This window comes from Pseudoalteromonas sp. EB27, from assembly GCF_001974875.1.
Lineage (GTDB): Bacteria > Pseudomonadota > Gammaproteobacteria > Enterobacterales > Alteromonadaceae > Pseudoalteromonas.
The window spans coordinates 67,894-91,864 of sequence record NZ_MTQD01000015.1 but is presented as its reverse complement, the minus strand read 5'-3'; the positions used below and the strand labels follow the sequence as shown (position 1 = coordinate 91,864).

At 39.8% G+C, this 23,971-nt stretch carries 21 protein-coding genes; 13 read left to right on the top strand and 8 right to left on the bottom strand.

Annotated features, from left to right (window positions below; all coding sequences use genetic code 11):
• The first annotated feature begins 6 nt into the window (after positions 1-6).
• Positions 7-1,218, top strand: a complete 1,212-nt coding sequence (locus BW142_RS16480) for a M56 family metallopeptidase (protein ID WP_076925560.1) — start codon at positions 7-9, stop codon at positions 1,216-1,218.
• Between the two features lie 74 nt (positions 1,219-1,292).
• Here the strand turns inward: BW142_RS16480 and BW142_RS16475 are convergent, their stop codons facing one another.
• Positions 1,293-1,676 (bottom strand): MAPEG family protein, encoded by a 384-nt coding sequence (locus tag BW142_RS16475; RefSeq protein ID WP_024594607.1) that lies wholly within the window; start codon positions 1,674-1,676, stop codon positions 1,293-1,295.
• 238 nt (positions 1,677-1,914) lie between these two features.
• On the opposite strand from BW142_RS16475, the gene BW142_RS16470 reads away from it, so the two are divergent.
• Positions 1,915-2,793: a DMT family transporter gene (locus BW142_RS16470; protein WP_171972337.1), complete on the top strand. Its 879-nt coding sequence runs from the start codon at positions 1,915-1,917 to the stop codon at positions 2,791-2,793.
• A 70-nt stretch (positions 2,794-2,863) separates the two neighbouring features.
• Here BW142_RS16470 and BW142_RS16465 read toward each other — a convergent pair whose 3' ends face one another.
• The 4 genes from BW142_RS16465 to BW142_RS16450 all read right to left on the bottom strand — a co-directional run bounded on the left by BW142_RS16465 (position 2,864) and on the right by BW142_RS16450 (position 7,994).
• Entirely contained in the window at positions 2,864-3,181 is a 318-nt protein-coding gene (locus BW142_RS16465) for a multidrug efflux SMR transporter (protein ID WP_076925559.1), read from the bottom strand.
• The gene (locus BW142_RS16460) at positions 3,181-4,713 is read right to left on the bottom strand and encodes a bifunctional GNAT family N-acetyltransferase/carbon-nitrogen hydrolase family protein (protein WP_076925558.1); all 1,533 of its coding nucleotides are present in this window, start codon (positions 4,711-4,713) and stop codon (positions 3,181-3,183) included. The genes BW142_RS16465 and BW142_RS16460 overlap by 1 nt, the downstream gene beginning before the upstream one ends.
• Positions 4,714-4,801: 88 nt before the next feature.
• Positions 4,802-5,650: an MBL fold metallo-hydrolase gene (locus BW142_RS16455; protein WP_076925557.1), complete on the bottom strand. Its 849-nt coding sequence runs from the start codon at positions 5,648-5,650 to the stop codon at positions 4,802-4,804.
• Positions 5,651-5,708: 58 nt separating this feature from the next.
• The gene (locus BW142_RS16450; RefSeq protein WP_076925556.1) at positions 5,709-7,994 is read right to left on the bottom strand and encodes a penicillin acylase family protein; all 2,286 of its coding nucleotides are present in this window, start codon (positions 7,992-7,994) and stop codon (positions 5,709-5,711) included.
• A gap of 157 nt (positions 7,995-8,151) precedes the next feature.
• Here BW142_RS16450 and ycaO point away from each other — a divergent pair, with 157 nt between their 5' ends.
• The 7 genes from ycaO (at position 8,152) to folX (ending at position 16,831) form a co-directional block, all read left to right on the top strand.
• On the top strand, positions 8,152-9,912 hold the full coding sequence (gene ycaO / locus BW142_RS16445; RefSeq protein WP_076925555.1) for a 30S ribosomal protein S12 methylthiotransferase accessory factor YcaO: 1,761 nt from the start codon (positions 8,152-8,154) through the stop codon (positions 9,910-9,912).
• Positions 9,913-10,019: 107 nt separating this feature from the next.
• Positions 10,020-13,379, top strand: a complete 3,360-nt coding sequence (locus BW142_RS16440; protein WP_076925554.1) for an ATP-binding protein — start codon at positions 10,020-10,022, stop codon at positions 13,377-13,379.
• Positions 13,380-13,422: 43 nt separating this feature from the next.
• Positions 13,423-14,052 (top strand): YceH family protein, encoded by a 630-nt coding sequence (locus BW142_RS16435; protein ID WP_076925553.1) that lies wholly within the window; start codon positions 13,423-13,425, stop codon positions 14,050-14,052.
• A gap of 68 nt (positions 14,053-14,120) precedes the next feature.
• Positions 14,121-14,951, top strand: coding sequence for an ammonia-dependent NAD(+) synthetase (gene nadE / locus BW142_RS16430; protein ID WP_076925552.1), 831 nt, complete (start codon positions 14,121-14,123; stop codon positions 14,949-14,951).
• A gap of 222 nt (positions 14,952-15,173) precedes the next feature.
• A complete protein-coding gene (gene folM / locus BW142_RS16425; RefSeq protein ID WP_076925551.1) occupies positions 15,174-15,893 on the top strand; it encodes a dihydromonapterin reductase in 720 nt (239 codons plus the stop codon).
• Between the two features lie 22 nt (positions 15,894-15,915).
• Positions 15,916-16,470 (top strand): GTP cyclohydrolase I FolE, encoded by a 555-nt coding sequence (folE, locus tag BW142_RS16420; RefSeq protein ID WP_076925550.1) that lies wholly within the window; start codon positions 15,916-15,918, stop codon positions 16,468-16,470.
• A 4-nt stretch (positions 16,471-16,474) separates the two neighbouring features.
• A complete protein-coding gene (gene folX / locus BW142_RS16415) occupies positions 16,475-16,831 on the top strand; it encodes a dihydroneopterin triphosphate 2'-epimerase (protein WP_007377309.1) in 357 nt (118 codons plus the stop codon).
• 17 nt (positions 16,832-16,848) lie between these two features.
• On the opposite strand, the gene BW142_RS16410 is transcribed toward folX, so the two are convergent.
• Both BW142_RS16410 and BW142_RS16405 read right to left on the bottom strand, forming a co-directional pair.
• The gene (locus BW142_RS16410) at positions 16,849-17,283 is read right to left on the bottom strand and encodes a YqaA family protein (RefSeq protein ID WP_076925549.1); all 435 of its coding nucleotides are present in this window, start codon (positions 17,281-17,283) and stop codon (positions 16,849-16,851) included.
• A gap of 135 nt (positions 17,284-17,418) precedes the next feature.
• Positions 17,419-17,784 carry a DUF4870 domain-containing protein gene (locus BW142_RS16405; protein WP_024598801.1) on the bottom strand — a complete coding sequence of 122 codons (366 nt, stop codon included), beginning with the start codon at positions 17,782-17,784 and terminating at the stop codon, positions 17,419-17,421.
• 185 nt (positions 17,785-17,969) lie between these two features.
• Here BW142_RS16405 and BW142_RS16400 point away from each other — a divergent pair, with 185 nt between their 5' ends.
• The 4 genes from BW142_RS16400 to BW142_RS16385 all read left to right on the top strand — a co-directional run bounded on the left by BW142_RS16400 (position 17,970) and on the right by BW142_RS16385 (position 21,702).
• A complete protein-coding gene (locus BW142_RS16400) occupies positions 17,970-18,671 on the top strand; it encodes a spondin domain-containing protein (RefSeq protein WP_076925548.1) in 702 nt (233 codons plus the stop codon).
• Positions 18,672-18,681: 10 nt separating this feature from the next.
• Positions 18,682-19,416: a spondin domain-containing protein gene (locus BW142_RS16395; protein WP_076925547.1), complete on the top strand. Its 735-nt coding sequence runs from the start codon at positions 18,682-18,684 to the stop codon at positions 19,414-19,416.
• Between the two features lie 62 nt (positions 19,417-19,478).
• A complete protein-coding gene (locus BW142_RS16390; RefSeq protein WP_007580488.1) occupies positions 19,479-20,204 on the top strand; it encodes a response regulator transcription factor in 726 nt (241 codons plus the stop codon).
• 10 nt (positions 20,205-20,214) lie between these two features.
• Positions 20,215-21,702, top strand: a complete 1,488-nt coding sequence (locus BW142_RS16385; protein ID WP_076925546.1) for a HAMP domain-containing sensor histidine kinase — start codon at positions 20,215-20,217, stop codon at positions 21,700-21,702.
• Between the two features lie 43 nt (positions 21,703-21,745).
• Here the strand turns inward: BW142_RS16385 and BW142_RS16380 are convergent, their stop codons facing one another.
• Positions 21,746-23,920, bottom strand: a complete 2,175-nt coding sequence (locus BW142_RS16380) for a S9 family peptidase (protein ID WP_076925545.1) — start codon at positions 23,918-23,920, stop codon at positions 21,746-21,748.
• Positions 23,921-23,971 lie beyond the last annotated feature (51 nt).

Genomic DNA, 23,971 nt, shown 5'->3' with positions numbered 1-23,971 from the left:
ATTAACATGGTTATTCAAACTGGGTTTAATTGGTTGATTGAGCAGCAACTACTATTAAGTATTTTGTTTTGTGGATTTATTTTACTCGAGCGATTTGGTTTAAAAGCCCTTGGCTCGCGATTTGTATATAAATTAGCATGGCTATTACCTGCGGCATTGGTGATTGCTAATTTACCAAACGCAATTAAACCACTGCAAAACAGTAATATTAGTCACTACTTAATCACCCCCAACCAATCTTTTTCAAACGAGGTAGGTATTAGCTGGGCGCTCATGTATCTACTTATTACCGCAGGGTTATTAATAGCTAGTTTTATTACACATACCCGTTTTGTTAAAAGCCTGCAGTTAACTGAGTTAACCCAATTTGAAGGCACTCTTACCGCTGGTGTTAATGCCTATACCAGCCAATATGTGGCCACGCCAATGGTGATCGGGATTTTAAACAGCAAGCTAGTGTTACCGAGTAACTATAATGCGCAATTCGATAAAGCCACATTAGCGCTTATTTTAGAGCACGAAAACGTACACATTAAACGCAAAGACAACCTAACAAACGCACTTATATTACTGCCTACTATTTTACTTTGGTTTAACCCACTAGCTTGGGCTTGTTACGCAAGCATGCGCCGTCTACAAGAGCTGACTTGTGATGAACGGGTACTTACCAATAAAACCACACAACAACACATTTTATACAGCAAAGCCTTAATAAGCTGTGCGGAAAATGCGCCCACAGGACTTATGGCTTATTCACACTACGGAGATAAAAAAACGATGTTACAACGACTTACTAATATAAAACACAGCGGGGAGCGTTCAAAGTTTGCTAAAGGTGGCTTATTACTTGTAGCCGCAAGCATGCTAAGCGGCTTAGCAATTGCAAAGCAACCAGAAGTAAATAAAACGCAAGAGGAACATATTTCACCAACAATACGCATTGAACCTGCTTACCCAATAAAAGCAGCTCAACAAGGGATCAGCGGCTCTGTTGTATTAAAATACGATATTGCAGCAAACGGTAAAACAAAAAACATTAGTGTTATTCAATCTAAACCTAAAGATGTTTTTGATAAATCAGCGAAAGAGGCACTAGCAAAATGGAAATATAAAGCATCTGATTCAGGTTTTGAAGATGTACTTGTACAACTAGATTTTGCGATTAATAGTGAAGTGGCACCTACCGATTTAATTGAGCGAATTAAAGTATCGCATTAACGCCACCGGGTTGTTCAAGACTACAAAGCAAGCGCCCTTTTAGGCTGCTTGCTTTGTGGTTTTACGCTATAAAGTTATAAACTCACCACAATCATGGCAATCGCCGTACCCAAACCAATAAACCACACTAATGAGCGAATTATATCTAGGTTCATATAGTAAAATACGCAATACAAAATACGCGACACAATATGCGTAACCGCTAACATTTCGGTCACTGCACCTACAGAGTTAGTGCCGAGTACAACTGCAATAGCGACAGCAAAAACAGCAAGCGATTCAAAACAGTTTTGATGAGCAGCGAGCGCCCGTGCACCAAAGCCGGTTAATTTTATTTGTTGCGCCCTTGGGTGTTTATTGTCGTATCGACCTAATTTTGCCATTGCTATAGCAACCGGCACTTTTGCAAAGTAAGGCATTAATACCGCAAGTAATGCACATACAACTAATGTTGTCATAATTTATCCTTTTAATGTTTCGGATAATTTAGCATAAGCGCAATAAAAAAGCCGCCAGATACGTTTATGACAAACTCTGGCGGCTAACAATAACATCAGACCTACTATAGCTAAATTTATCCTCAAACCCGTGCGACATAATGTCGCAGATGATGAATATTCAACATCACGGTTAATGCATCGCTTTACTTCACAAAGCTTGTTAACTTTACTGCCTTACATTTTAACGATGACAATCATGACCTGGATATTTTTCACTTTTTTAGCCGCTTTCATGCAAGCATGGCGTAATGCCCTGCAAAGTAAATTAAGTAACGATGTGAGTGTTGCTGGCGTAACCCTCTCCCGCTTTATTATTGCAGGCCCTATTGCTGCCGTGTATTTATATGGTTTGTATCAATATCAAGATACCACCATGCCTACATTTAATAATGCCTTTTGGGGATTTATTGTAGGCGCAAGTGTTATGCAAATACTTGCTACCGGTTTAATGGTTAAGTTGTTTAAAATGAATAATTACGCTGTAGGTGCTGGTCTTGCCAAAAGCGAGGCGTTAGTGGCCGCTATTTTAGGTGTGTTATTTTTTGGCTCGGCACTTTCTCTGCTCGGTTGGCTTGGTGTATTTTTTGGCGCTATTGCCGTATTGCTGCTCAGTGGCATAACAAGCGTTAAACACTTTAATGCTAAAACAGCATTACTAGGCCTTGCTTGTGGTACTTGCTTTGCACTTACCTCACTGTGGGTACGAGAAGCGAGTTTAAATTCAGGGTTACTATTCCCACATTCTGCCGCTTGGGTTTTACTGTTTGTAATCAGCCTACAAACGCTAATACTACTTGGCTATTTATTATTAAAAGAGCCGCAAACACTCAGTAAACTGTGGCAATACAAAGGCACTACAGCCGCAATTAGTGTTTTTAGTTGTGTCGGCTCTATTGGTTGGTTTAGTGCAATGAGCTTACAACATGTTGCTTACGTTAAAACACTTGGACAGGTTGAAGTATTTTTTACCATGCTAATTGCCGTACTTTGGTTAAAACAGCCACTTAAAAAACAAGATACTGCAGGCTTAATACTCATTGCTATTGCCGCTATTTTGGTAATGTTACCGTATTAATGGCAGCATAAAAAAGCGCAGGCTTTTACACCTGCGCTGTTATAATTTTTTATAGTTTTAATAACTGATTCTAAGAGCTGATTTTTAGCGTTATCACACCACTAATAATCATTAATACTCCCGCAATACGACCAAACGTAGCGGCATCGTTATAAAACAATATACCCACTAAGAACGTACCTGCAGCGCCAATACCTGTCCATACGGCGTATGAGGTGCCCATAGATATTTGCTTTTGGGCAAGCCACAACATAAAACCACTAGCAACTAAAAATGCCACCGCTATTGCTATGCCTTGCCAACGAGTATCTGGGTTTTGCGACACCTTTAAACCTATCGGCCAGCCAATTTCAAGTAAACCGGCAATAACCAAATAAATCCACGCCATTAAACATCTCTCTTTTTCAATATAACTTCATATAAATCTTCGCGGCGGTCTTTTAAGTTACGCACTGTGCCTTCGCTGTGAAGAATTTTTAACTTATCCATATCAAGGTCACTAAATAACAGCATTTCTGTATTAGGTGTGGCTTCGTTAAGTGTTGCATCGTGCGGGAACGAAAAATCAGAAGGCGTTAACACTGCCGATTGTGAGTACTGCACATCAAGGCTTTCTACTTGTGGTAAATTACCTACCGAGCCTGCAATAACTACATAACATTCGTTTTCGATTGCGCGTGCTTGTGCACAATGGCGAACACGTAAGTAGCTATTTTTAGTGTCTGTCCAAAATGGCACAAACAAAATATCTAACCCTTGTTTTGCTAATATGCGCGATAATTCAGGGAACTCAACGTCATAACAAATTTGAATACCTACGCGCCCAGCATCGGTTTCAAATACAGCAATTTTGTCGCCGCCTTGAATAACCCAATCGTTTTGCTCATGCGGGGTAATGTGTATTTTACGTTGCTCGTCTATTTTACCGCTACGGTGACATAAATAACTCACGTTATAAATTTTATCATCTTCGGCAAGTGGCATAGAGCCAGTAATTATATTGGCGTTGTATTCTATTGCCATACGCGACATCGCGTTTTTAAACGTTTCGGTATATTCGGCTAAATAACGAATCGCTTCCGTTTGGTTGCTTTGATTTCCTAAGCCCATTAGTGGTGCGTTAAAAAACTCAGGGAATAATATAAAGTCACTTTTGTAGTCAGATACGGTATCTACAAAGTATTCAACCTGCTTTAGCATTTCTTCAACCGATTCAACGCAGCGCATTTGCCATTGCACAGCACCTACACGCACTATTGATTTAGTTGACTCAAGTACCGTGTCGGTTGGTTCATACATAATGTTATTCCACTCAAGTAAAGTGGCGTAACCAACTGACTCTTGATCCTCTGGTAAGTACTTTTTAAGTAAACGCTTTACCTGAAAATCGTTAGATAACTGAAAACTTAAAATAGGATCGTACAGCTCTCTTTGATCTACTTTTGCAATGTATTCCATTGGCGTCATTTCACTACTGTGATTAAAATAACGTGGAATACGCCCACCCGCTAAAATAGCGCGTAGGTTATATTGGCGGCACAGTTCTTTACGGGCATCATAAAGGCGACGACCTAAGCGCATGCCTCTGTGAGTTTCGCTAATAGCAACATCTAAGCCGTATAGCGCATCGCCGTCGGTATCGCTAAATACACGGTCGTGGCCATCGGCAATGTCTTCGTAGGTATGCGGGTTTGAAAAGCGTGTGTAATCAACTTGCACGCTCAGCGCTAAGCCCACCAGCACGCCGTCATCTACAATACCTATTTGTCCTTCAGGAAATTGGTCTATTAATCTAAAAATGGTATGACTTGGCCACGCACCACCTAAGTCGGGATACGCTTGATCCATCAAGGTTTTAATTTGCGGATATTGCTCTCTGGTTAAGTTACAAATTTCAAGATGGGTTTTTTCTGCCGACATACACAACTCCTTTAGGCATAAGAAAATAAAAGCCGAATGCACTTTAAAATACATTCAGCTTTGTATCATGTTTTTTACTTTAGATGTACTACTTTAAGCTGCGGTAAAAGAGTGTGGTTACTTTCTCTTTTGGTAACCAGCCTGCGTATTCAAGACCAAGTTCTGCCAATGGATCGGCTTTAAGTACTTGCTCTAAGCTTGCATTATTTTGCATTGCTTTTAGCATCACATCTTTCGCGCTTTGAACTAACTTACCATACGCTATTAGTCCTGAACGGTCACTTACCTTACCGTGCCCTGGTATTACTTTAGTGTTGTCGTCAATTTGTTTAACTACATCGTCTACTGCCGCTAAAATACCATTAACGCTACCGCCGCTATCTACATCAACAAACGGTAAGCTACCAAAATTAAAGTAAATGTCGCCCATGTGTACTATGTTGTCGTTACTAAAAAAGATAACCGAATCACCATCTGTATGTGCATGTTCATAATGCACCACATGCGCGTGTTCGTTATTAAAATGCAGTTTTAAATCGTGACCAAAACTAATGCGCGGTAAAAAGTCTGACTCTTCTCCATGCTGCTCTTCTAAACGTTTATGTACATTGTCGTGTGCTATAACGTGCGCACCCGCTTTAGCAAAATTTTCGTTGCCGCCGGTGTGATCGCCATGATGATGCGTATTAATAACAAACTCTGCGCTGCCTGGTTTTAAATCGCTAATCGTTTTTTTAATATCATCTGATAACTTGGCAAACTGATCATCAATAATATAAATGCCATCATCGCCTACACTTGCTGCAATATTACCGCCTTGCCCAAATAGTACGTATACATGGTCACTTAATTTTTGTGCTGTTACTGGGCCTTCATCGGCTTGCGCTGTAGTGCTTAGTAATAAACCTGTTATTAATGCGGGTAGTATTTTTTTCATTTTAGTTCTCTGTTGTTTTATTAGTGATTATATAGAACGTGTTTAGCTATACTTTAGTTCATCGCGTAGGCTCTATTACTATTTGATGTATTAATTCTTGAGGTAATAAAGGCGTATGTTTGCCCTCTACATAGTCACTAAAACCCGCTCTATAAAATTCAGATAACGGATGTCCCGATTGACCACCCGGAATAGCTAAAATTGCACGTTCTAAATGACCTGGTTGAGCAATAAAGCGCTGCGATGCGCCAAAACTACGCCCTTGTACGGCGGGCATGTAACTATCGCCAAAACCTTGTGCTGTAGGCATATTTAAAAACTTAGCAAGTAAGGGAATTTGCTTTGCAAACGGATGCTCTATTACTAGCTCGTTTACCTTGCCCCACTGCCAACTTTGTACGTTATTACCAAATTGCTCGGTAAGCTTAGTAACAGTTTGGCTAAATGCACCGAGTAATTGCGCATCCCAACTTTTAAATTGTGGGTTTAACCATGTGTCGGGTTTGTTGTTAATAAGCTGCCAAACTGCGGGCTCTAAACCTCGTTTTACGTATTTTAGTGTGCCTTGTTGTTTATTTAGTTGGCTTTCAATATTACTAAATAAAATATTAATCACTTCATCGCGGTAGCGCTTAACTAAGGTATACCCTATGGAGGTTGAACACGCACATTGCTGCCAATTTTCGAGCGCGGTTATATATTGCTGATTTTTAGTTTGCTCGGTTTTTAATTGCTTTAGTAACAGAGCATGCCAAGGCATTAAAAAGCGAGCTTGGTTATCAAATTGTAGTGCGTAAAAGTCGCTCTCTGCAAATGTTTGTTTTTCAAATAATCTATCGCGTATTTGGCTTGAGCGCGCGCCCAGTGCATAGCCACCATTACCAAAACGGGTATTATCTTCAGCCGACACCACGCGAGAATTACCAGTCCATAATCGACCGCTTTGTGGGTTTTTAACAAATGGGCGTTGTAACTCGCTTTGCTGCCAAAGCGCTGAGTAGTCATCGGCATTTACGCCAAGTTCGCTAGGCGTTTTACGCGCTGGTATACCGCCCATATGCTTCCACGCTGCGCTGCCTTGGCTGTCGACCACCATTAGATTTTGCACAGGTATTCCCACATCGCTTGCGACAGCAAGTGCATCTTCTACTGTTTTGGCTTGCTCTAATTTTAATAACTGCATATTAACGGCATAAGGCTGGTGTGCCGCCCAGCTAAGTGCATAAGGTTTTTCGTTAATGTATTTTACAGGACCGTATTCGCTGAGTATTAATGAGTAGTTTTCAACCTCCCCATCGGGTAATGCAATAGGCTCATCAACTTGCCATGTTTTACTGTTATCGTTTAATGCAATCCAATCGGCGGTATCTAAATAACCGTTAGTAAATCCCCATGCAACATTATTGTTAGTGCCCACTACAATGGCGGGCGCTCCGGGCAGCGATACACCGGTTACCTGAGCAGGCTCTCCATTTTTTATATAATTTAACTGCGCTCTGTACCAAATTACAGGCACTGCCATCGATAAGTGCATATCATCCGACACCATACCCGCACCTGTTTTAGTAAGCGCCCCCGTAACTGCCCAGTTATTACTGCCGCGCTCTTGGTTAGCTTCAATGCTTTTAACTGTCTGTTTTGTTTGAGTTGGCAAAGTAGGTATGCCGGCGTTATAAGTTGCTAATTTGCTGCCATCAAGCGCGGCTTGGTATTTGCTCGGTTGCGTTAAAAAATCAACCATTTGCTTACCATACGCTTGCTCAATTTGAATAAGTGCTTGGTCACGCTCAAATGTGGCGCTTTGTAAATCAAGGTACATGCTAAATATCACAAGTAGGCTGTCTTCACTTTGCCATGGCTTTTGTGCTGCACCTGTTAGTAAATATTCAAAGCTTGAATACCCTACTTGCGCTAAGCCTTCGTTTACACCTTGAGCGTAGCTTTTAAGTAATTGCTTATCACTTTGAGGTAAGCTTTTTAAAATAACTTGGCTGCGTTTACGTAATTGATGAAAACGCATTTTTTTATCAAGCCCCAGCGCTGCTTTACCAAATAATTCACTTAGCTCGCCTGCAGCGTTGCGCCTTAATAAATCCATTTGAAAAAAGCGGTCTTGCCCATGCGCATAACCTAAACCATAGGCGGCGTCGTTTCGGCTATTTGCGTTTATTACTGCTTGCCCTAGTGCATCGCGCGAAATTTTTACAGGCTCTACTACTGCGTTACTACGTCCGTTTCCATCAAGGGCGGGTAAACTTAAACTAAGTACACCATAAACAACGGCGGTACTTGCCAGTCCTAAAATCACAATTAATAACAACAAGCGTTTGATTACTTTAAACATCAACCTTTCCTTTGCACGTTTTTGACCAAGCGTTAAGGGCATATAATAACCATAGTTTTATTAAATAATAATGTTCTTGCTCGCAAAGGGTGAAATAAACATCAAAATCCACGATAATGTCGGCTCCACACATCGTGCAGAACTAGTTGAGTAAAATATGACTGAAAAAACATTTATCAAAGGTAAAGACCGCGACCTAGAATCGTCAATCTCTACCATGCAAAACAAGCTTAAAGCCCTAAACATTAATGTTGAAGAAGCGCTTTGGCTTAACCCTGTAGCTAACTGTTATTCGGTTCATATAAAAGACAGTGATTGCGGTGTTATGTTTACCAATGGTAAAGGCGCAACCGACAAAGCCTCTATTGCCTCAGCGCTAGGTGAATACTTTGAACGTTTAAGCTGTAACTACTTTTTTGCAGACTTTTATTTAGGTGAAGAATTTGCCAATGGCGAGTTTACTCATTACCCAACCGAAAAATGGTTTAAAGTTGAAGGCGATGAAGTACCACAAGGTATTATGGATGAAAGCTTATGGGATTACTTTGACCCAGAGCGCGAACTTACCGCATCACACCTTTTTGACTTTAACTCAGGCAATATTGACCGTGGCATTTGTACCCTGCCGTACACACGTCAACGCGATAACCAAGACGTATACATTCCAGTAAATGTTATTGGTAATATTTTTGTATCTAACGGTATGAGCGCAGGTAACACAAAATTTGAAGCTCGCGTACAAGGTTTATCAGAAGTATTTGAACGCGCTATTAAAAACCGCATCATCGCCGAAGGTATTTGTTTACCAATCGTGCCTGAAGATGTTGTTAAGCAATACCCTAAAATTCACGAAGCGTGTGAAGAACTTCGCAGCCATGGCTTTCATTTACGTATTGCCGATGCATCACTTGGTGGCAAATACCCTGTAATGAGCGTAACGCTTATTAACCCAACAGATGGTTCAGTATTTGCCTCTTTTGGTGCTCACCCATCATTTGAAGTTGCACTTGAACGTACCGTTACCGAGTTACTACAAGGTCGCCGTTTAGATCAACTAGATGTATTCCAACCAGCAACATTTGATAACGATGAAGTAGCAACACCAGAGAACATTGAACTGCACTTTATTGATTCAAGTGGTTTGATTTCACATGATTTTTTCCGTGCAAAACCTGACTTTGAATTTGTACACTGGGACTTTAGCGGCACAACAGAGCAAGAATATAATTTCTGTACTGACCTAATTCACAACATGGATCATGATATCTACATCATGGATTACACGCACCTAAACGTATACGCATGTCGTATTTTAGTACCGGGCATGTCAGACATTTACCCTGTTGATGAACTAATTTGGCGTAATAACAATGAAGGCGCTAAATTCCGCGAAACATTCCTATCGCTTGATCAGTACGATGCCGAGCAATGGATGGAGATTTACGACAGCTTAGAAGAAGCAGGTCACAGCGATATTATTCGCGCCGCAGAATTTATTGGTTTAGCAACTGATGCCGACACGCCATGGCACACACTGCGTATAGGTGAGCTTAAAGCGCACCTTTGCTTAGCTGCAGGCAGTGAAGAGGCAATCGATTGGGTAGATTGGATACTTCATACAGGCCAAGTAAATGAAGATGCAATGCGTCATTTTCGCTGCTTAAAAGCTATTTTAGAAATAAAATATGATGACGAGCGCCAATACGCTGATTACCAAGATGCGTTAGGCTTAATGTTTGGCGCTAATAACGTAACGCTCGCTATTGAAATTGCCGAAGGTGAAAAACAATTTAACGGTTTAACTTTCCCTGGTTTATCGCTTGAAGGCTTTAAAAAGCATGCGGCACTACTTGATGGTTACCGCAAGCTACATGTAGCAAAGCAAAATAATTGGGCGCGTGAAGTTAGCGATAGCTAAACTACTAATTATAAAAATAAAACGGCGCATTTGTTAATGCGCCGTTTTCATTTATGTCATAAATTAGCTATAGTTAATTTGCCTAAATTAACGCCACGATGTAGCTAATGCCACCGTCTACTAATAACAAAACAAATGTTCATAACTTTAAGCTGACCTTTTGGTTATCGCTTACGCTAACTGTACTAGTTGGTGTTGTTCTTGATCGTATTAACTATAATCGTGTAAAAGATGCACATAGGTTACAAATACTCTCTGAAGTAAGTACCTATCGTGCTCAATTAGAATCTATTTTAGTTTCTAATATCCAACTAGTTCGAGGCTTAGGGGTTGCCGTCGCAGCACAGCCTAATTTAAAGCAAAAACAATTTGAACAAATTGCTCAACCGCTATTTAAAACCTCAAATGAGCTTCGTAATATTGGTGGCGCTCCCGATATGGTAATTCGGATGACTTACCCCTTAAAAGGTAATGAAAAAGCACTCGGTTTAAACTTCTTAGAAGAAAAAAACCAACGCGCTGATGCAATTAGAGCCCGCGATACAAATACCATAGTTATGGCTGGTCCATTAAAATTAATTCAAGGTGACATTGCACTTATTGCCCGAGTTCCTGTTTACGTACCTCCAGAGAATCGCTTTTGGGGATTACTCTCAGTTGTTCTTAATATTGATAAAGTCTACAAAAATTCGGGTATTTATGAGCTCGAAAAAGAGTATAACGTCGCTTTACAAGGCAGACATGGGCTAGGCAAAAAAGGGGAGTTTTTTTATGGTGATCAAAATATAACAGATCAAGACCCCCTTGAGTTTACATTAAGCTTTCAAGGTGGGAATTGGCAACTTTATGTTGCACCTAAAATAGGTTGGAGCCCTCCAAACTCAGCTGTATGGCCACTTCGGTTATCGATTATTATTATTTGCGGGTTATTAATTTGGGCCTTTTTATTCTTTTTAAAAATGCTTAATCGTCAGCAACAAAATGAAAAAATGCTTGAAGCAATGAGTGATCTAGCTCAAATTGGGGCTTGGTCATTTAATTTAGAAAACAAGCAAATTTATTGGTCAGACATGACCAAAAAAATATTTAAATACTCACTAGATACACAACCTGAGTGGCCAAGTGATTTAGGTTATTTTAAAGAAGGTGAAAGCCGAAAAAAAATAGCCGGGTTAATTGAACGTGCTATAAAGTTTGGTGAAAGTTACGAAGTAGAACTTGAAGTTATTAACGCTGAAAATAAAACTATATGGGTACTCGCGCACGGTGAAGTGGAGCGAAAGAATGGCCGAAGCATTCGTATCTTTGGATCATTGCAAAATATTGATACCCGTAAAAAAATTGAATTAGAAAGCAATAAAGTTGCACTGCATAATGAAATACTCGCGTCGCTAACCGTTAATAAACTCATATTAAACGGACAACTAAGTCAATCTAAAGACATAATCACACAATCGATTTGCCAAGCATTTGACGTTAAACGTGCCAGCATTTGGTTTTTTAATGAAGATAAGAGTCAATTAAATCCGTTTGCTGTACATAGCAAGCACTTACAAAGCGACACAATAGAGTCTGTCTGGCTAAGGAAACATGCCAAAAACTTTTTTAATACCATTGATCATCAAGCTGTATTTAACGCGCCTGATACACTAAACAATCCTGTTTTAGCGCCTTTAAAAGCGCACTATTTAAACCCTTTAGAAATTCAAGCTATGTTATGCGTGGTTATTCCTGCAGGTAGTGGAGCACTGGGTGTTGTATGTGCCGAACAATGTCAATCGCCAAAGGTATGGTCACGTAACGAAGAGAGCTTTTTAATTGCCGTCGCAGCGCTTATTGGCAGTTTATACTCAAGCCAAAAACGTATTGAAACTGAGCAGCAACTCGTTACCGCCAAAGAAACTGCTGAACAAGCGGTTGAAGCTAAAAGTGAATTTTTAGCGAGTATGAGCCACGAAATTCGCACCCCCATGAATGGGGTTTTAGGTATGCTTAATATAATTAAGCAAACTCAATTAGATCTGCAGCAAAAGCATCATATCGAACTTGCTCAGTCATCAGCTCAATCTTTACTTAATATAATTAACGACATATTAGACTTTTCTAAAATTGAAGCCGGTAAACTCGATATTGAAAACGTGCAATTTAATCTGCCTCGGTTATTAGGAGAAGTGGTTGAATCGTTTGCTTTAAAAGTAGAGCAAAACAATACAAAACTTATTTTAGATGCCACTCAAATTACAGTTAGCGAAATAATTAGTGACCCTAACCGTTTACGCCAAATTTTGAATAACTTAATTGGCAACGCCGTTAAATTTACTATTGATGGCGAAGTCGTTATTACTGCCAAAGTGGATGAAACAACTGATGGCTCATTCCTACAATGTTCGATTATTGATACTGGCATTGGTATTGACCCTAAAAAACAAGCGTCGCTATTTGATTCGTTTACACAAGCAGATACCTCAACTACACGCCAGTTTGGAGGCACAGGGCTTGGCCTTGCCATAGTAAAACAACTGTGTGAGCTAATGAACGGTGAAGTAAGCGTAAACAGTATGCAAGGTGAAGGAAGTACATTTTCTTTCACAATACAAATAAAGCCTCGCTTAAGCAAAGAACAAGATTTACCGAGTCATTTAATTAAAAACAAACATATTTTAATTATTGATGAGTGCTCGTTAAATGCAAATACAGCCAGCAAACAACTCACGGTATGGGGTGCAAAGGTCAATTGCTTACGTGACTATCTCGAGGTTGATGATTATTTAAATAATGTAACCACCCACCCTGAAGCTATTTTAGTTGATTACTACTTTTTTGAAAAAGCGCCGCAAACGCATATAACTGCGCTTAAAAACTTTATAAATATGCATAGTTGCAAGTTAGTTCTTATGGCGCCAATGAGTTATTCACCTGAGGAGTCTAAAGTAGGTATGGAAGTCGACTGTATGATTTTCAAACCACTCACACCTTCTGATTTGTTTGACTCACTCACGAACGATAAATACATTGAACAACAGCAGCAACAAGCACAGCTGCAAAACAAGCTAACTAAAGCACCGGTACTCGATTCATCAGAGCCACAACTACTACTCGTTGAAGACAATAAAATAAACCAAGTAGTTGCCTCGGCGCTATTAAAGCAAGCAGGTGTGACTTTCGATATTGCTGAAAATGGGCTTGAGGCAATTGTAAAACTCAATGCAAAACAAGGTAAGCCATATAAGCTAGTTTTAATGGATTGCCAAATGCCCGAAATGGATGGCTACCAAGCCACTAAAGCCATTAGAGAAGGCGATGCCGGTAAGGGTAATGAAAATATTACTATTATTGCACTTACAGCCAATGCCATGCAGGGCGATAAAGAAAAATGCCTAGCCGCAGGCATGAACGACTATTTAAGTAAGCCGCTCGATTTAGCTGCCCTAAAACCTAAACTCCAGCAATGGCTTGGTATCCAATAAAGGTGTAAGCTAATAAAATACGCTTACTAATTTGAGATTATTTATGCAGTTATCAGCAAATCAACAACGTATTCTTGGTTGCTTACTAGAAAAACAAAGCACAACGCCCGAGCATTATCCGCTATCGTTAAACGCTCTAGTGAACGCATGTAACCAAAAGTCTAATCGCGACCCTGTGTTAAATCTTACAGATAGTGACGTGCAAAACGCACTTGATGAACTAATAGACATGCGTTTGGTAACTATAGATGAAGGGCTTTCTGGTCGCGTAAATAAATACGACCACCGCTTTTGCAACACTGAGTTTAGTAACCTGCAATTTTCTGCTCAGCAACGTGCCATTGTTTGTTTGTTACTTTTACGCGGCGCCCAAACCCCTGGTGAATTAAGAACCCGCAGCGCTAGGCTTGCTGATTTTAATAACGTAAATGAAGTAGAAACAGCACTCAATAAACTGATTGAAAGCGAGTACACGCGTAAATTAGAGCGAGAAGCTGGTAAACGCGACAGCCGATACATTCATTTATTTGGCGAACAACGAAATAATCCCGCTGATGCCTTTGTTGCTCTACCAAGCGAAGTAATTAAAGACAAAGAGTTGAGTGATTTACTTGTAGAAGTAGAAGAATTAAAAGTAGAGCTTCGCAGAATAAAAGCTCATTTAAAACTTTAATTAATTAAAACTAAATCACATAATAAGTTTATTGCGTATCACATATTAAATTTTATAAGGAGCTGGCAATGCGCGCCGAAATTATGGCTGAAATGAAGGTTCAGTCAACGATTGATGTAAATGCTGAGATAACTCGTCGAGTTGCTTTTATTAAAGCACGTTTAGTAGCTGCTCACTCACGATCATTAATACTGGGTATTAGTGGTGGTGTTGACTCATCAACTTGCGGTCGCTTATGTCAACTTGCCGTAAACGAACTAAATAAAGAGCAAAACACAAACAAGTATCAGTTTATTGCTGTGCGCCTACCTTACGGCATACAAGCCGATGAAGACGAAGCGCAACTAGCTGTTGATTTCATTCAACCAAGTAAACGTATGACCGTAAACGTACAACCTGCTGCTGATGCACTGCATGAGCAAGCGATAGCTGCCGTAGTTGGCTGTGGTGAAGCACTGCCTGAGCAAGCGCAAGTAGACTTTATTAAAGGTAATGTTAAAGCGCGCCAACGTATGGTTGCTCAATACGAAATAGCCGGTTTTTGCCAAGGTTTAGTAGTAGGTACCGATCATAGTGCTGAAAACATTACTGGTTTTTATACTAAATTTGGTGACGGCGCGTGCGATTTAGCTCCGCTATTTGGTTTATCAAAACGCCAAGTGCGTGCACTTGCTACTGCGCTCGGTGCTCCAGCTTTATTAGTAGATAAAGCACCTACAGCTGATTTAGAAAGTGACCGCCCAGGCTTAACAGATGAAGAAGCACTTGGTTTGAGCTATGAGCAAATTGATGACTTTTTAGAAGGTAAATCTGTTTCTAAAGATGTTGAACAAAAGCTTGTAAGTATTTACACGCGTACACAACATAAGCGCCAACCAATTCCAACAATTTACGATTAATGTTTAGTAAAAGAGAAAAGCAATTAACCCTTTGAGGATTAATTGCTTTTTTGATCGACAGACTAATAAACTGCGTATATTTTAATAAATTAACGCTTTGAATTTTATAATACCTATTGCGTTAAATTAGTGATCTATTATAGCCGTAAGAAAATAACGATAGATCGATCATGTTTTAATAATATTGGTATAAGTTACCCGCCAAAGAGAACACTGCCCTATATGACATCGCCCATCTTAATTACCGGTGCAGGACAACGTATTGGTTTAGCACTTGCTCAGCATTATATGGCTCAAGGGCAAGCTGTTGTTATTACGTATCGGACTCGCCACGACGCTGTTGATGCATTAGAGCAACAAGGTGCTGTGTGTATTTATGCCGACTTTAGTACCGACGACGGTATAAACACATTTATACATACGCTTAAAAAGCACACAACATCACTGCGCGCTATTGTTCACAATGCATCAAGCTGGGACTGCGAAGCTAACAATCCTGACTTTGCAGCACTGTTTGATAACATGATGCGTATACATGCTAAAACACCGTATTTAATTAATTTAATGTGCGCTGAGCTGCTTTTAAACTATCAACAAAGTGCTAAAGCACCTGCTGATATAATTCACCTTACTGATTATGTAGTTGAAACAGGTAGCCCTAAGCACTTAGCTTATGCAGCAAGTAAAGCGGCACTCGATAACTTAACTAAATCGTTCAGCGCTAAATATGCACCAAATATAAAGGTAAACTCGGTTGCTCCATCACTCATTATTTTTAATGAACATGATGACGAGCAATATAGAGCTAAAACCCTTAAAAAATCATTAATGGGCATTGAACCCGGATGCCAAGAAATTATCAATAGTATTGATTTACTATTACAAAGCCACTACATCACAGGGCGCTCCTTGCCTGTTGATGGCGGACGCCATTTAAAGTAGAACACACTAGACTGAGAAACTTATGTATGACGAGTTAAAAGAAAGTTACCAAAAAATAATTACTGCTGTAGGTGAAGATGCTAACCGCGAAGGTTTACTTGATACGCCAAAACGTGCCGCAAAAGCAATGGAATATTTAACGCAAGGGTATCGCCAAACGCTTAATGAGATAACCAATAAAGCAGTATTTACGTCTGATGCTGACGATATGGTTTTAGTGCAAGACATAGAGCTTTACTCTATGTGTGAGCATCATTTACTGCCTTTTATTGGTCGTTGCCATATTGCTTATATTCCAAACGGTAAAGTATTAGGCTTGTCTAAATTTGCACGTATTGTTGATATGTTTTCACGTCGCTTTCAAATTCAAGAGCAGTTAACTCATCAAATCGCTAAAGCAGTTGAAGAAGTTACTGGCGCTAAAGGCGTTGGCGTTATTGTTGAGGCAAAACACATGTGTATGATGATGCGTGGTGTAGAAAAGCAAAATTCAAGCATGCGTACATCAGTAATGTTAGGTAACTTTAGAAGCGATCCTAAAACACGTAACGAATTTTTGCAGCTTATAAAAGGTTAACCCTATGGCTAATGCAATTATTAACGTTACTAATTTGCGCCTGCGTACATTTATTGGCTTTAACCCCGATGAGCGTGAGAAAAAGCAAGATGTAGTGATCAATCTAGAGATTCACTACCCTGCTGATGACGCGTGTAAAACAGATGAAGTAGACCAAGCACTTAATTATAAAGTGATCACGAAAGAAGTAATTAGCTTAGTAGAGCAAGGCCACTTTTTACTGCTCGAAAAATTAGTGGCTGAAATTCTTGCGGTTTGTCACTCACACCCAAGTGTTCATTACGCTAAAGCACGTGTTGATAAACCACATGCACTGCGTTTTGCCGACTCAGTGTCGTTAACGCTCGATTGGGCTAAATAAGGTCTTAAAAAATTTATTTAAAAAAGCTTTTCGAATCCTACGGCAAGGGCGATAACCGCTAAATAGCGCGCGCCTTTGCCTAGTGTTACTAGTAATAAAAACATACTAAAGCGTACTTTAAATATTCCCCCAATCACCGTTAATGGGTCTCCCACAACGGGTAACCAAGCAAACAACAAACTATACACACCGTATTTATTAAATTGCTTTTGTGCGCTATCAAGCCCTTTTTGCGATACCGGAAACCATTTTTTATCTTTAAAACGCAGTACCTGCGTGCCTAACCAGTAATTAACACAGCTTCCTAACACGTTTCCAAGCGTTGCGACGCACCACATAAGCCATAAAATAACTTTACCTTGGGCAATCATTCCCACCATTATCACCTCAGAAGAGCTGGGCAATAATGTGGCAGATATAAATGCGCTAATAAATAACGTGAGATAAAGCATAATGCCCTTATGGCTAAACGTAAAAACCCAGCCTATAGCTGGGTTTATAATACCAATTTTATTAAAAACATAATCATTCTAGCGTATTAAATAACTCACTAATTTATTCAATTGGTATAAAAATAAACTGTATGTTTACTTTATCAAATTTAAGCTCAGCGGGTAATTAAACTCTTTACCTTCGTTAGCTTTAATACTTGCTAGCACTACCATCACAAACGAAAATATTGCCACTATAGGTAGTAATATTAAGCCTATCGCTACAAACATCAGTAAAAAACAAACTACATATGCAATTGCCATCGTTATTTGAAAGTTAAGCGCCTTTTTACCGTGCACGTCAACAACTGGCATTTCATCTCTTTTAATTAACCACACAATTAATGGCCCAATAATTGAGCCGAACGGCATAACAAAACCTGCCAGTGCACTTAAATGACATAACATAGCCCACATGCGCTCATCTTTATTAACTGGTTCAACCTGTTGATTTTCTTCCATAACACGCTCCTTTTTGTTTTATGTATGTTGCCTCTTAACTAAACAAATGTCTACTAATCAACCAACGTATTTACCTTTAAAAATCACAGCGTGAAATCTTGTGATAAAAAAGTGATAAGTTTGTGAGAGTTTCTGGAGACGATTATTCAATACTTAGCTCGAATCATCACTTACAGGAAATAATAATGAAAGCTTCTACATTAACAATCGCAATTCTTTTAGCGGCAGCTAGCCAATCGACTGTGGCCGCAGAACTAGACTTAAAAGTTACTAACCTAACAAAGGGTATTCACTTTACCCCGTTATTAATTACAGCACACAACAACGAAGACACACTATTTGAAGTAGCAACAGAAGCTTCTACAGCATTACAAACAATGGCTGAAGGCGGCAATATTGAAGAGTTAGTTGCACAAGCAACTGCAGCGGGCAGTGATATGGCTGCAAATCCAGCTGAAGGTTTACTTGCACCAGCCGCATCTACAACGGCAACACTGAGCACGACCGACGGTAATGAGTACCTATCTTTAACCGCAATGATGCTACCAACTAATGATGGCTTTGTAGGCTTAAACAGTTGGAAAATCCCAACAGAAGCGGGTACTTACACTATTAATTTAAATGCTTACGATGCAGGCACAGAACAAAACAATGAGCTTGTAGTTGAAGGCTCTGGTGCACCAGGTACTCCGGGTATTCCTGCTGCTCCAGGTGGCGATGCTGGTACTGGCGGTACAGGTATATTAAGTGGTGATACAAATACTAACATTCATATTCACCCAGGTAGCTTAGGCGATGACGATTTAGAAGCGGGTAATAGCGATTTAAGTAATACAGTACACAGATGGTTAAACCCAGTAGCGCAATTAACCGTTACAGTTAAGTAGGAGCATAATTATGTCGTCTGCTAACAACCTTAAAAAAAGTCTACTAGTGCTTGCACTTGCAACCACACTTGCAGCGTGTAGCGATAATGATAACGACCCAGTGGTTGAAGAGCCGGTCGTTGTTGAACCTATTGTTGTAGAACCTGTAATCAATGAGTTTACTATTACTTTTAGTAACTTAACTGCAGGACAGCCTTTGTCACCACTCTCTGTCATTGCTTTTGAAGATGAAGCACCTTGGACATTCGGTACAACAGCCTCTGTTGGTTTAGAAATGCTTGCAGAAAGCGGCGCAAATGAAGAATACCTAAGTTACGAAAGTGCACTTGCTACTGTTTCAGCTGAAGGAGGCATTGGTCCTGGTGAGACAACCACAGTAATCATCTCTGTTGAAGACCAAGAAACGCTTAATTTGTCATTTGCTGCAATGCTTGGGAATACAAATGACACATTTACCGGTCTTAGTCTTGTAGATGTATCTTCATTAGAAGTAGGTGACTCGCTAATGAGTACAACCGTTGCTTATGATGCTGGTACGGAAGCAAATACAGAAACAGCTGAAACTGTGCCAGGTCCTGCCGCTAGCGGCGAAGGGTTTAACGAAATACGTGACGATACTGCCGATATAATAACAATGCACCCAGGCATTGTTTCAAATCAAGATGGATTATCAACATCAGCACTCGGTGTTGAACATAAGTTTGATAACCCGGTATCGAAAATAGTAATTACGCGCACGCAGTAACGTTCCAGCTTGTAATGGGGAAGTAAGGGAGCACGGATGCCCCCCTTTTTACGAGGTAATACATGCGTCACGAAAAAATATTAGTAGTAGAAGATGACAGAGAAATAGGTAAGTTAATTACCACGCAGCTAACGTCGCTTAACTTACATGTTGATCATGTTGTAAGCGCAGAGCTTGCCTTAAAAAAAATAGCCAAGCATCCCTACGGACTTATTTTACTAGATATAAACTTACCGCAAATGGATGGTTTGAGTTTGTGCCGAAAAATAAAAGAGCATTACCCTACTACCTCCGTTATTTTACTCACCGCGCTTAGTAGCGATATGGACAGAGTTATTGGCCTTGAAATGGGCGCTGATGATTATATTTGTAAGCCATTTTTTGCACGCGAATTACAAGCCAGAGTAAAAACCCAATTACGCCACAGAGCACAGCTACTTGCTAGCCAAAATAACGACAACTCTCCCGTTGATAGCGAACAAACACTAAATGTAGGCTCACTCAATATAGAATTTAGTTCGCACCAAGTGTATTTAGGCAAACAAGCCCTTAACCTTACAGCCACCGAATTTGATTTACTCGTTTACTTTGCACGCCATCCTAATCATGTTTTTAGTCGCCAACAATTACTCGATAAAGTATGGGGATATCAACACAGTGGTTACGAGCACACGGTTAATTCACATATAAACCGCTTACGTGCCAAGCTAGAAGAACACCAACAAGCGCCTATCATCGAAACAGTTTGGGGTGTTGGTTACAAACTAAACCCTAGCCAACTCAATTAAGACACCTATTATGAAATTATCTTTGTATCAAAAATTAGCTATATCGCTCGTCGTAATTTTTTGTTTTATTTGTGCCCTAGTTTACGGTTGGAGCAAGCAATTAGAACTGACTTCAAAGCACCATGCAGAACAAAACCTGCACTTAGCGTTAGCTGAGCATTTAGTACAAGATAATCCATTAATAAAAGAAGGTGTTTACGACTATAAAGCGCTTGAAAACCTATTTCATACCTTAATGTTATTAGGCCCGGCGTTTGAATTTTATTTTGTAGACGAAACCGGAAAAATTCTTACTTACTCAGCAAAGCCGGGTAAAGTTAAACGCACACATATTAGTTTAACGCCTTTAAAAAGACTGATTAACGACCCAAGCGCCGCACCTATTTATGGTGATAATCCTCGTAATAAAGAGCAACAAAAAATATTTTCAGCCGCGCCAGTATTTAATCACGATAAGTTACAAGGTTATTTATATGTAATCATTGGTGGTGAGGCTTACGACACCTCACTAAGCACTGTAAAAAATAATGATAAGTTATGGCTAGCCGCTTTATGGCTTGGCTCTGCACTCGCATTTTTATTTATTGCGATGCTAATTTTGCTACGCTTTTTTACCAACCCAATTCAGCGCTTAGCACGCGATGTTAGTAATATTGAAGCCGCAAACTACAGCCTTACCGACACCAAGCTAAGTAACTACTCAACGCAAAAAAGTAACGAAGTGCATAGTTTAGGGCGAAGTATTCAAGCCATGCTAACGCGCATTAACGAGCAGTTTAAAGCGCTTGAACAAGGCGATAAACAACGCAAAGAGTTGCTAACTCATCTCTCGCACGACCTACGTACACCACTTGCCTCCTTGCAGGGGTTTTTAGAAGTATTAAATCAGTCGGGTGAACAACTAAGTAAACAAGAGCAGCAAGAATACTTGCAGGTATCGCTTAATAATTGCGGGCAATTAAAGCTACTCATAGAGCAAATATTTGAGCTTGCTCACTTAGAAAATGGCGAAATAAGCATAAACAAAGAAACCTTTAATTTAGGTGAGCTAATTTACGATTGCATCGCAAAATTCAGTTTAGCCGTTGATAAAAAAGGTATTAGTTTATCGGTAGAGCCCGCAATTTGTGATTTCCCTGTGGTTGCCGATATAGCTAAATTAGAGCGCGTGTTAAGCAACTTAATTGATAACGCAATTAGGCATACTCCTCGCGGCGGCAGCATTGCCGTACATGTAAAACGCAGTGACGATAATCAACTATTTGTGCATGTATCCGATACTGGTGTAGGCATAAAAGAAGATGAGCTGAATGCTATTTTTGACCCGCATTACCAAGCAAGTAATTCTAATAAAGAAGGGCGCCAGCAAGGTGGTTTAGGATTGGCTATTTGCAGAGGGTTATTAAAACTGATGGATAGCGAAATTTACGTACAAAGTGAAATTGGTAAAGGCACTATGTTTAGCTTTAACTTGCCACAAAAAAAGGTGCTTTCTTAAAAAGCACCTTACATTTTTTATTTATTTTAAATATATAAATTAATTACTTTTTAATACCCGCTAAATCAAGCATAAATGCATAGTTTAGCGCGGTATCTTCTAAGCGTTTAAAGCGACCCGATGCGCCGCCATGCCCTGCTTCCATATCTATTTTAAATAATAACTTATTATCATCAGTTTTATAGTCACGCAGCTTAGCAACCCATTTTGCAGGTTCAAAGTATTGAACTTGTGAGTCGTGCAGGCCCGTCGTTACTAGCATATTAGGATACGCTTGCTTAGATACTTGGTCATATGGCGAATAAGACAGCATGTAATCGTAATACGCCTTTTCGTTTGGGTTACCCCATTCATCGTATTCATTTGTTGTAAGCGGAATACTTGCATCAAGCATCGTTGTAACTACATCTACAAACGGTACCGCAGCAACCATGCCTTTATAAAGCTCAGGCGCTTGGTTTGCCACTGCGCCCATTAGTAAGCCACCAGCACTGCCGCCTAACGCAAATATTTCATCTTTTGCGCCATACTTTTGAGAAACCAATGCTTTAGTTACGTCAACAAAGTCGTTAAACGTATTCTTTTTAGTGAGTAGCTTACCATCTTCGTACCAAGGACGACCTAACATTTGCGAGCCACGGACATGGGCAATTGCAAATACAAAGCCACGGTCTAACAAGCTCAAACGTGAGCTTGAGAACGTTGGATCCATGGTTGCACCGTACGACCCATAACCATATTGCAGTAGCGGGTTAGCGCCATCTTTTTTAAACGTATCTTTACGGTAAACTAAGCTTACTGGTACTTTAATGCCATCGCGTGCTGTTACAAAAATACGCTCTGAAGCGTAATTGTCAGCATCAAAATCACCTAATACAACCTGTTGCTTAAGAAGCGTTTTATCGCCAGTCGTTAAATCTACATCGTACGATGAGCTTGGAGTGGTCATGCTTGTGTAGTAAACACGTAGCGTGCTGCTATCTATATCGTTATTGCCATAAGTACCAATTGTATAAGCGCTGTCGTTAAAGCTCAGTGGTAACTCTTTACCCGTTTTTAAATTACGCGCAATCAACTTTGATTGGCCCATTTCACGTTCTTGATAAACTAAGTAGTCATTAAATAAATCAATGCCTTCTAGTTTAATATCATCGCGCGCTGGGATCACACTTTGCCAATTTGCTTTGTCGCTTGCTTTATCAATATCAACTTTCATCAGCTGAAAATTTACAGCATCTAAGTTAGTTACAATGTAGTAAGTATTCCCTAGTTTAGAAATCCCATATTCAAGCCCTGCTTCGCGTTCAATTAAGCGTTTAGGCATTGCTTTGGTATCATCAGCACTTAATACCGATACGCCTGATGCGGCCGTGCTGCTGTGCCAAATATAAATTTCTGACTCATCTTTGCTTTTACTCATACCCATGTAGTAACTGGTATCAGTCTCTTCGTATATTAGCTCGTCATCAGCTTGCGGTGTACCTAATGTATGACGATAAACTTGGTAACCTAGTAGAGTTTGTAAATCTTTTTTAATGTAGTAAACCGTTTTATTATCGTTTGCCCACACAATGCCACCGTTAGTGCCTTCAAGTGTGTCTTCGAGTAATTTACCGGTAGTTAAGTCTTTTATTTTTATGCTATAAATACGACGGCTAACAGTATCTTCGCCATAAGCCATTAAATTGCCATTCGGGCTTACATCTAAGCCACTTACCGCATAATAATCATGACCTTTAGCAAGCTCATTTACATCTAAAATAACTTGCTGATCGGTACCTGCAAAATCGCTGCTGCGTAAGTAAGTAGTGTATTCGTTATCGCCACGTGTTTGCGTTGAGTAAAAATAATCACCGTTTTTAACTGGGACTGAATCATCGTCTTTTTGAATACGCCCTTTTAGCTCTTCAAACAATTCGCTTTGTAGCGTTTTAGTATGTGCAAGCATTGCATCAGTGTATGTATTTTCAGCTTCTAAATAGTTAATTACCTCTGGCGCTTTACGTTCATCATCACGCAGCCAATAGTAATCATCTATACGTGTATCACCATGAATAGTCATTTCATGTGGCACTTTTTTAGCAACCGGGGCAACAACTTGGACTACTTGAACTGTTTTAACTTGTGTATTATTTTTTTGAGTTTCTTCTGGGGCTTGGTTACAGCCACTTAAAATAGCGAGTGATAGTGCAGCGAGTGCGAATGGGGTACGTTTCATCAGTCAAAGTCCTTGTTATATTTTTATTTTTTATTAAGTAATTAAATATAC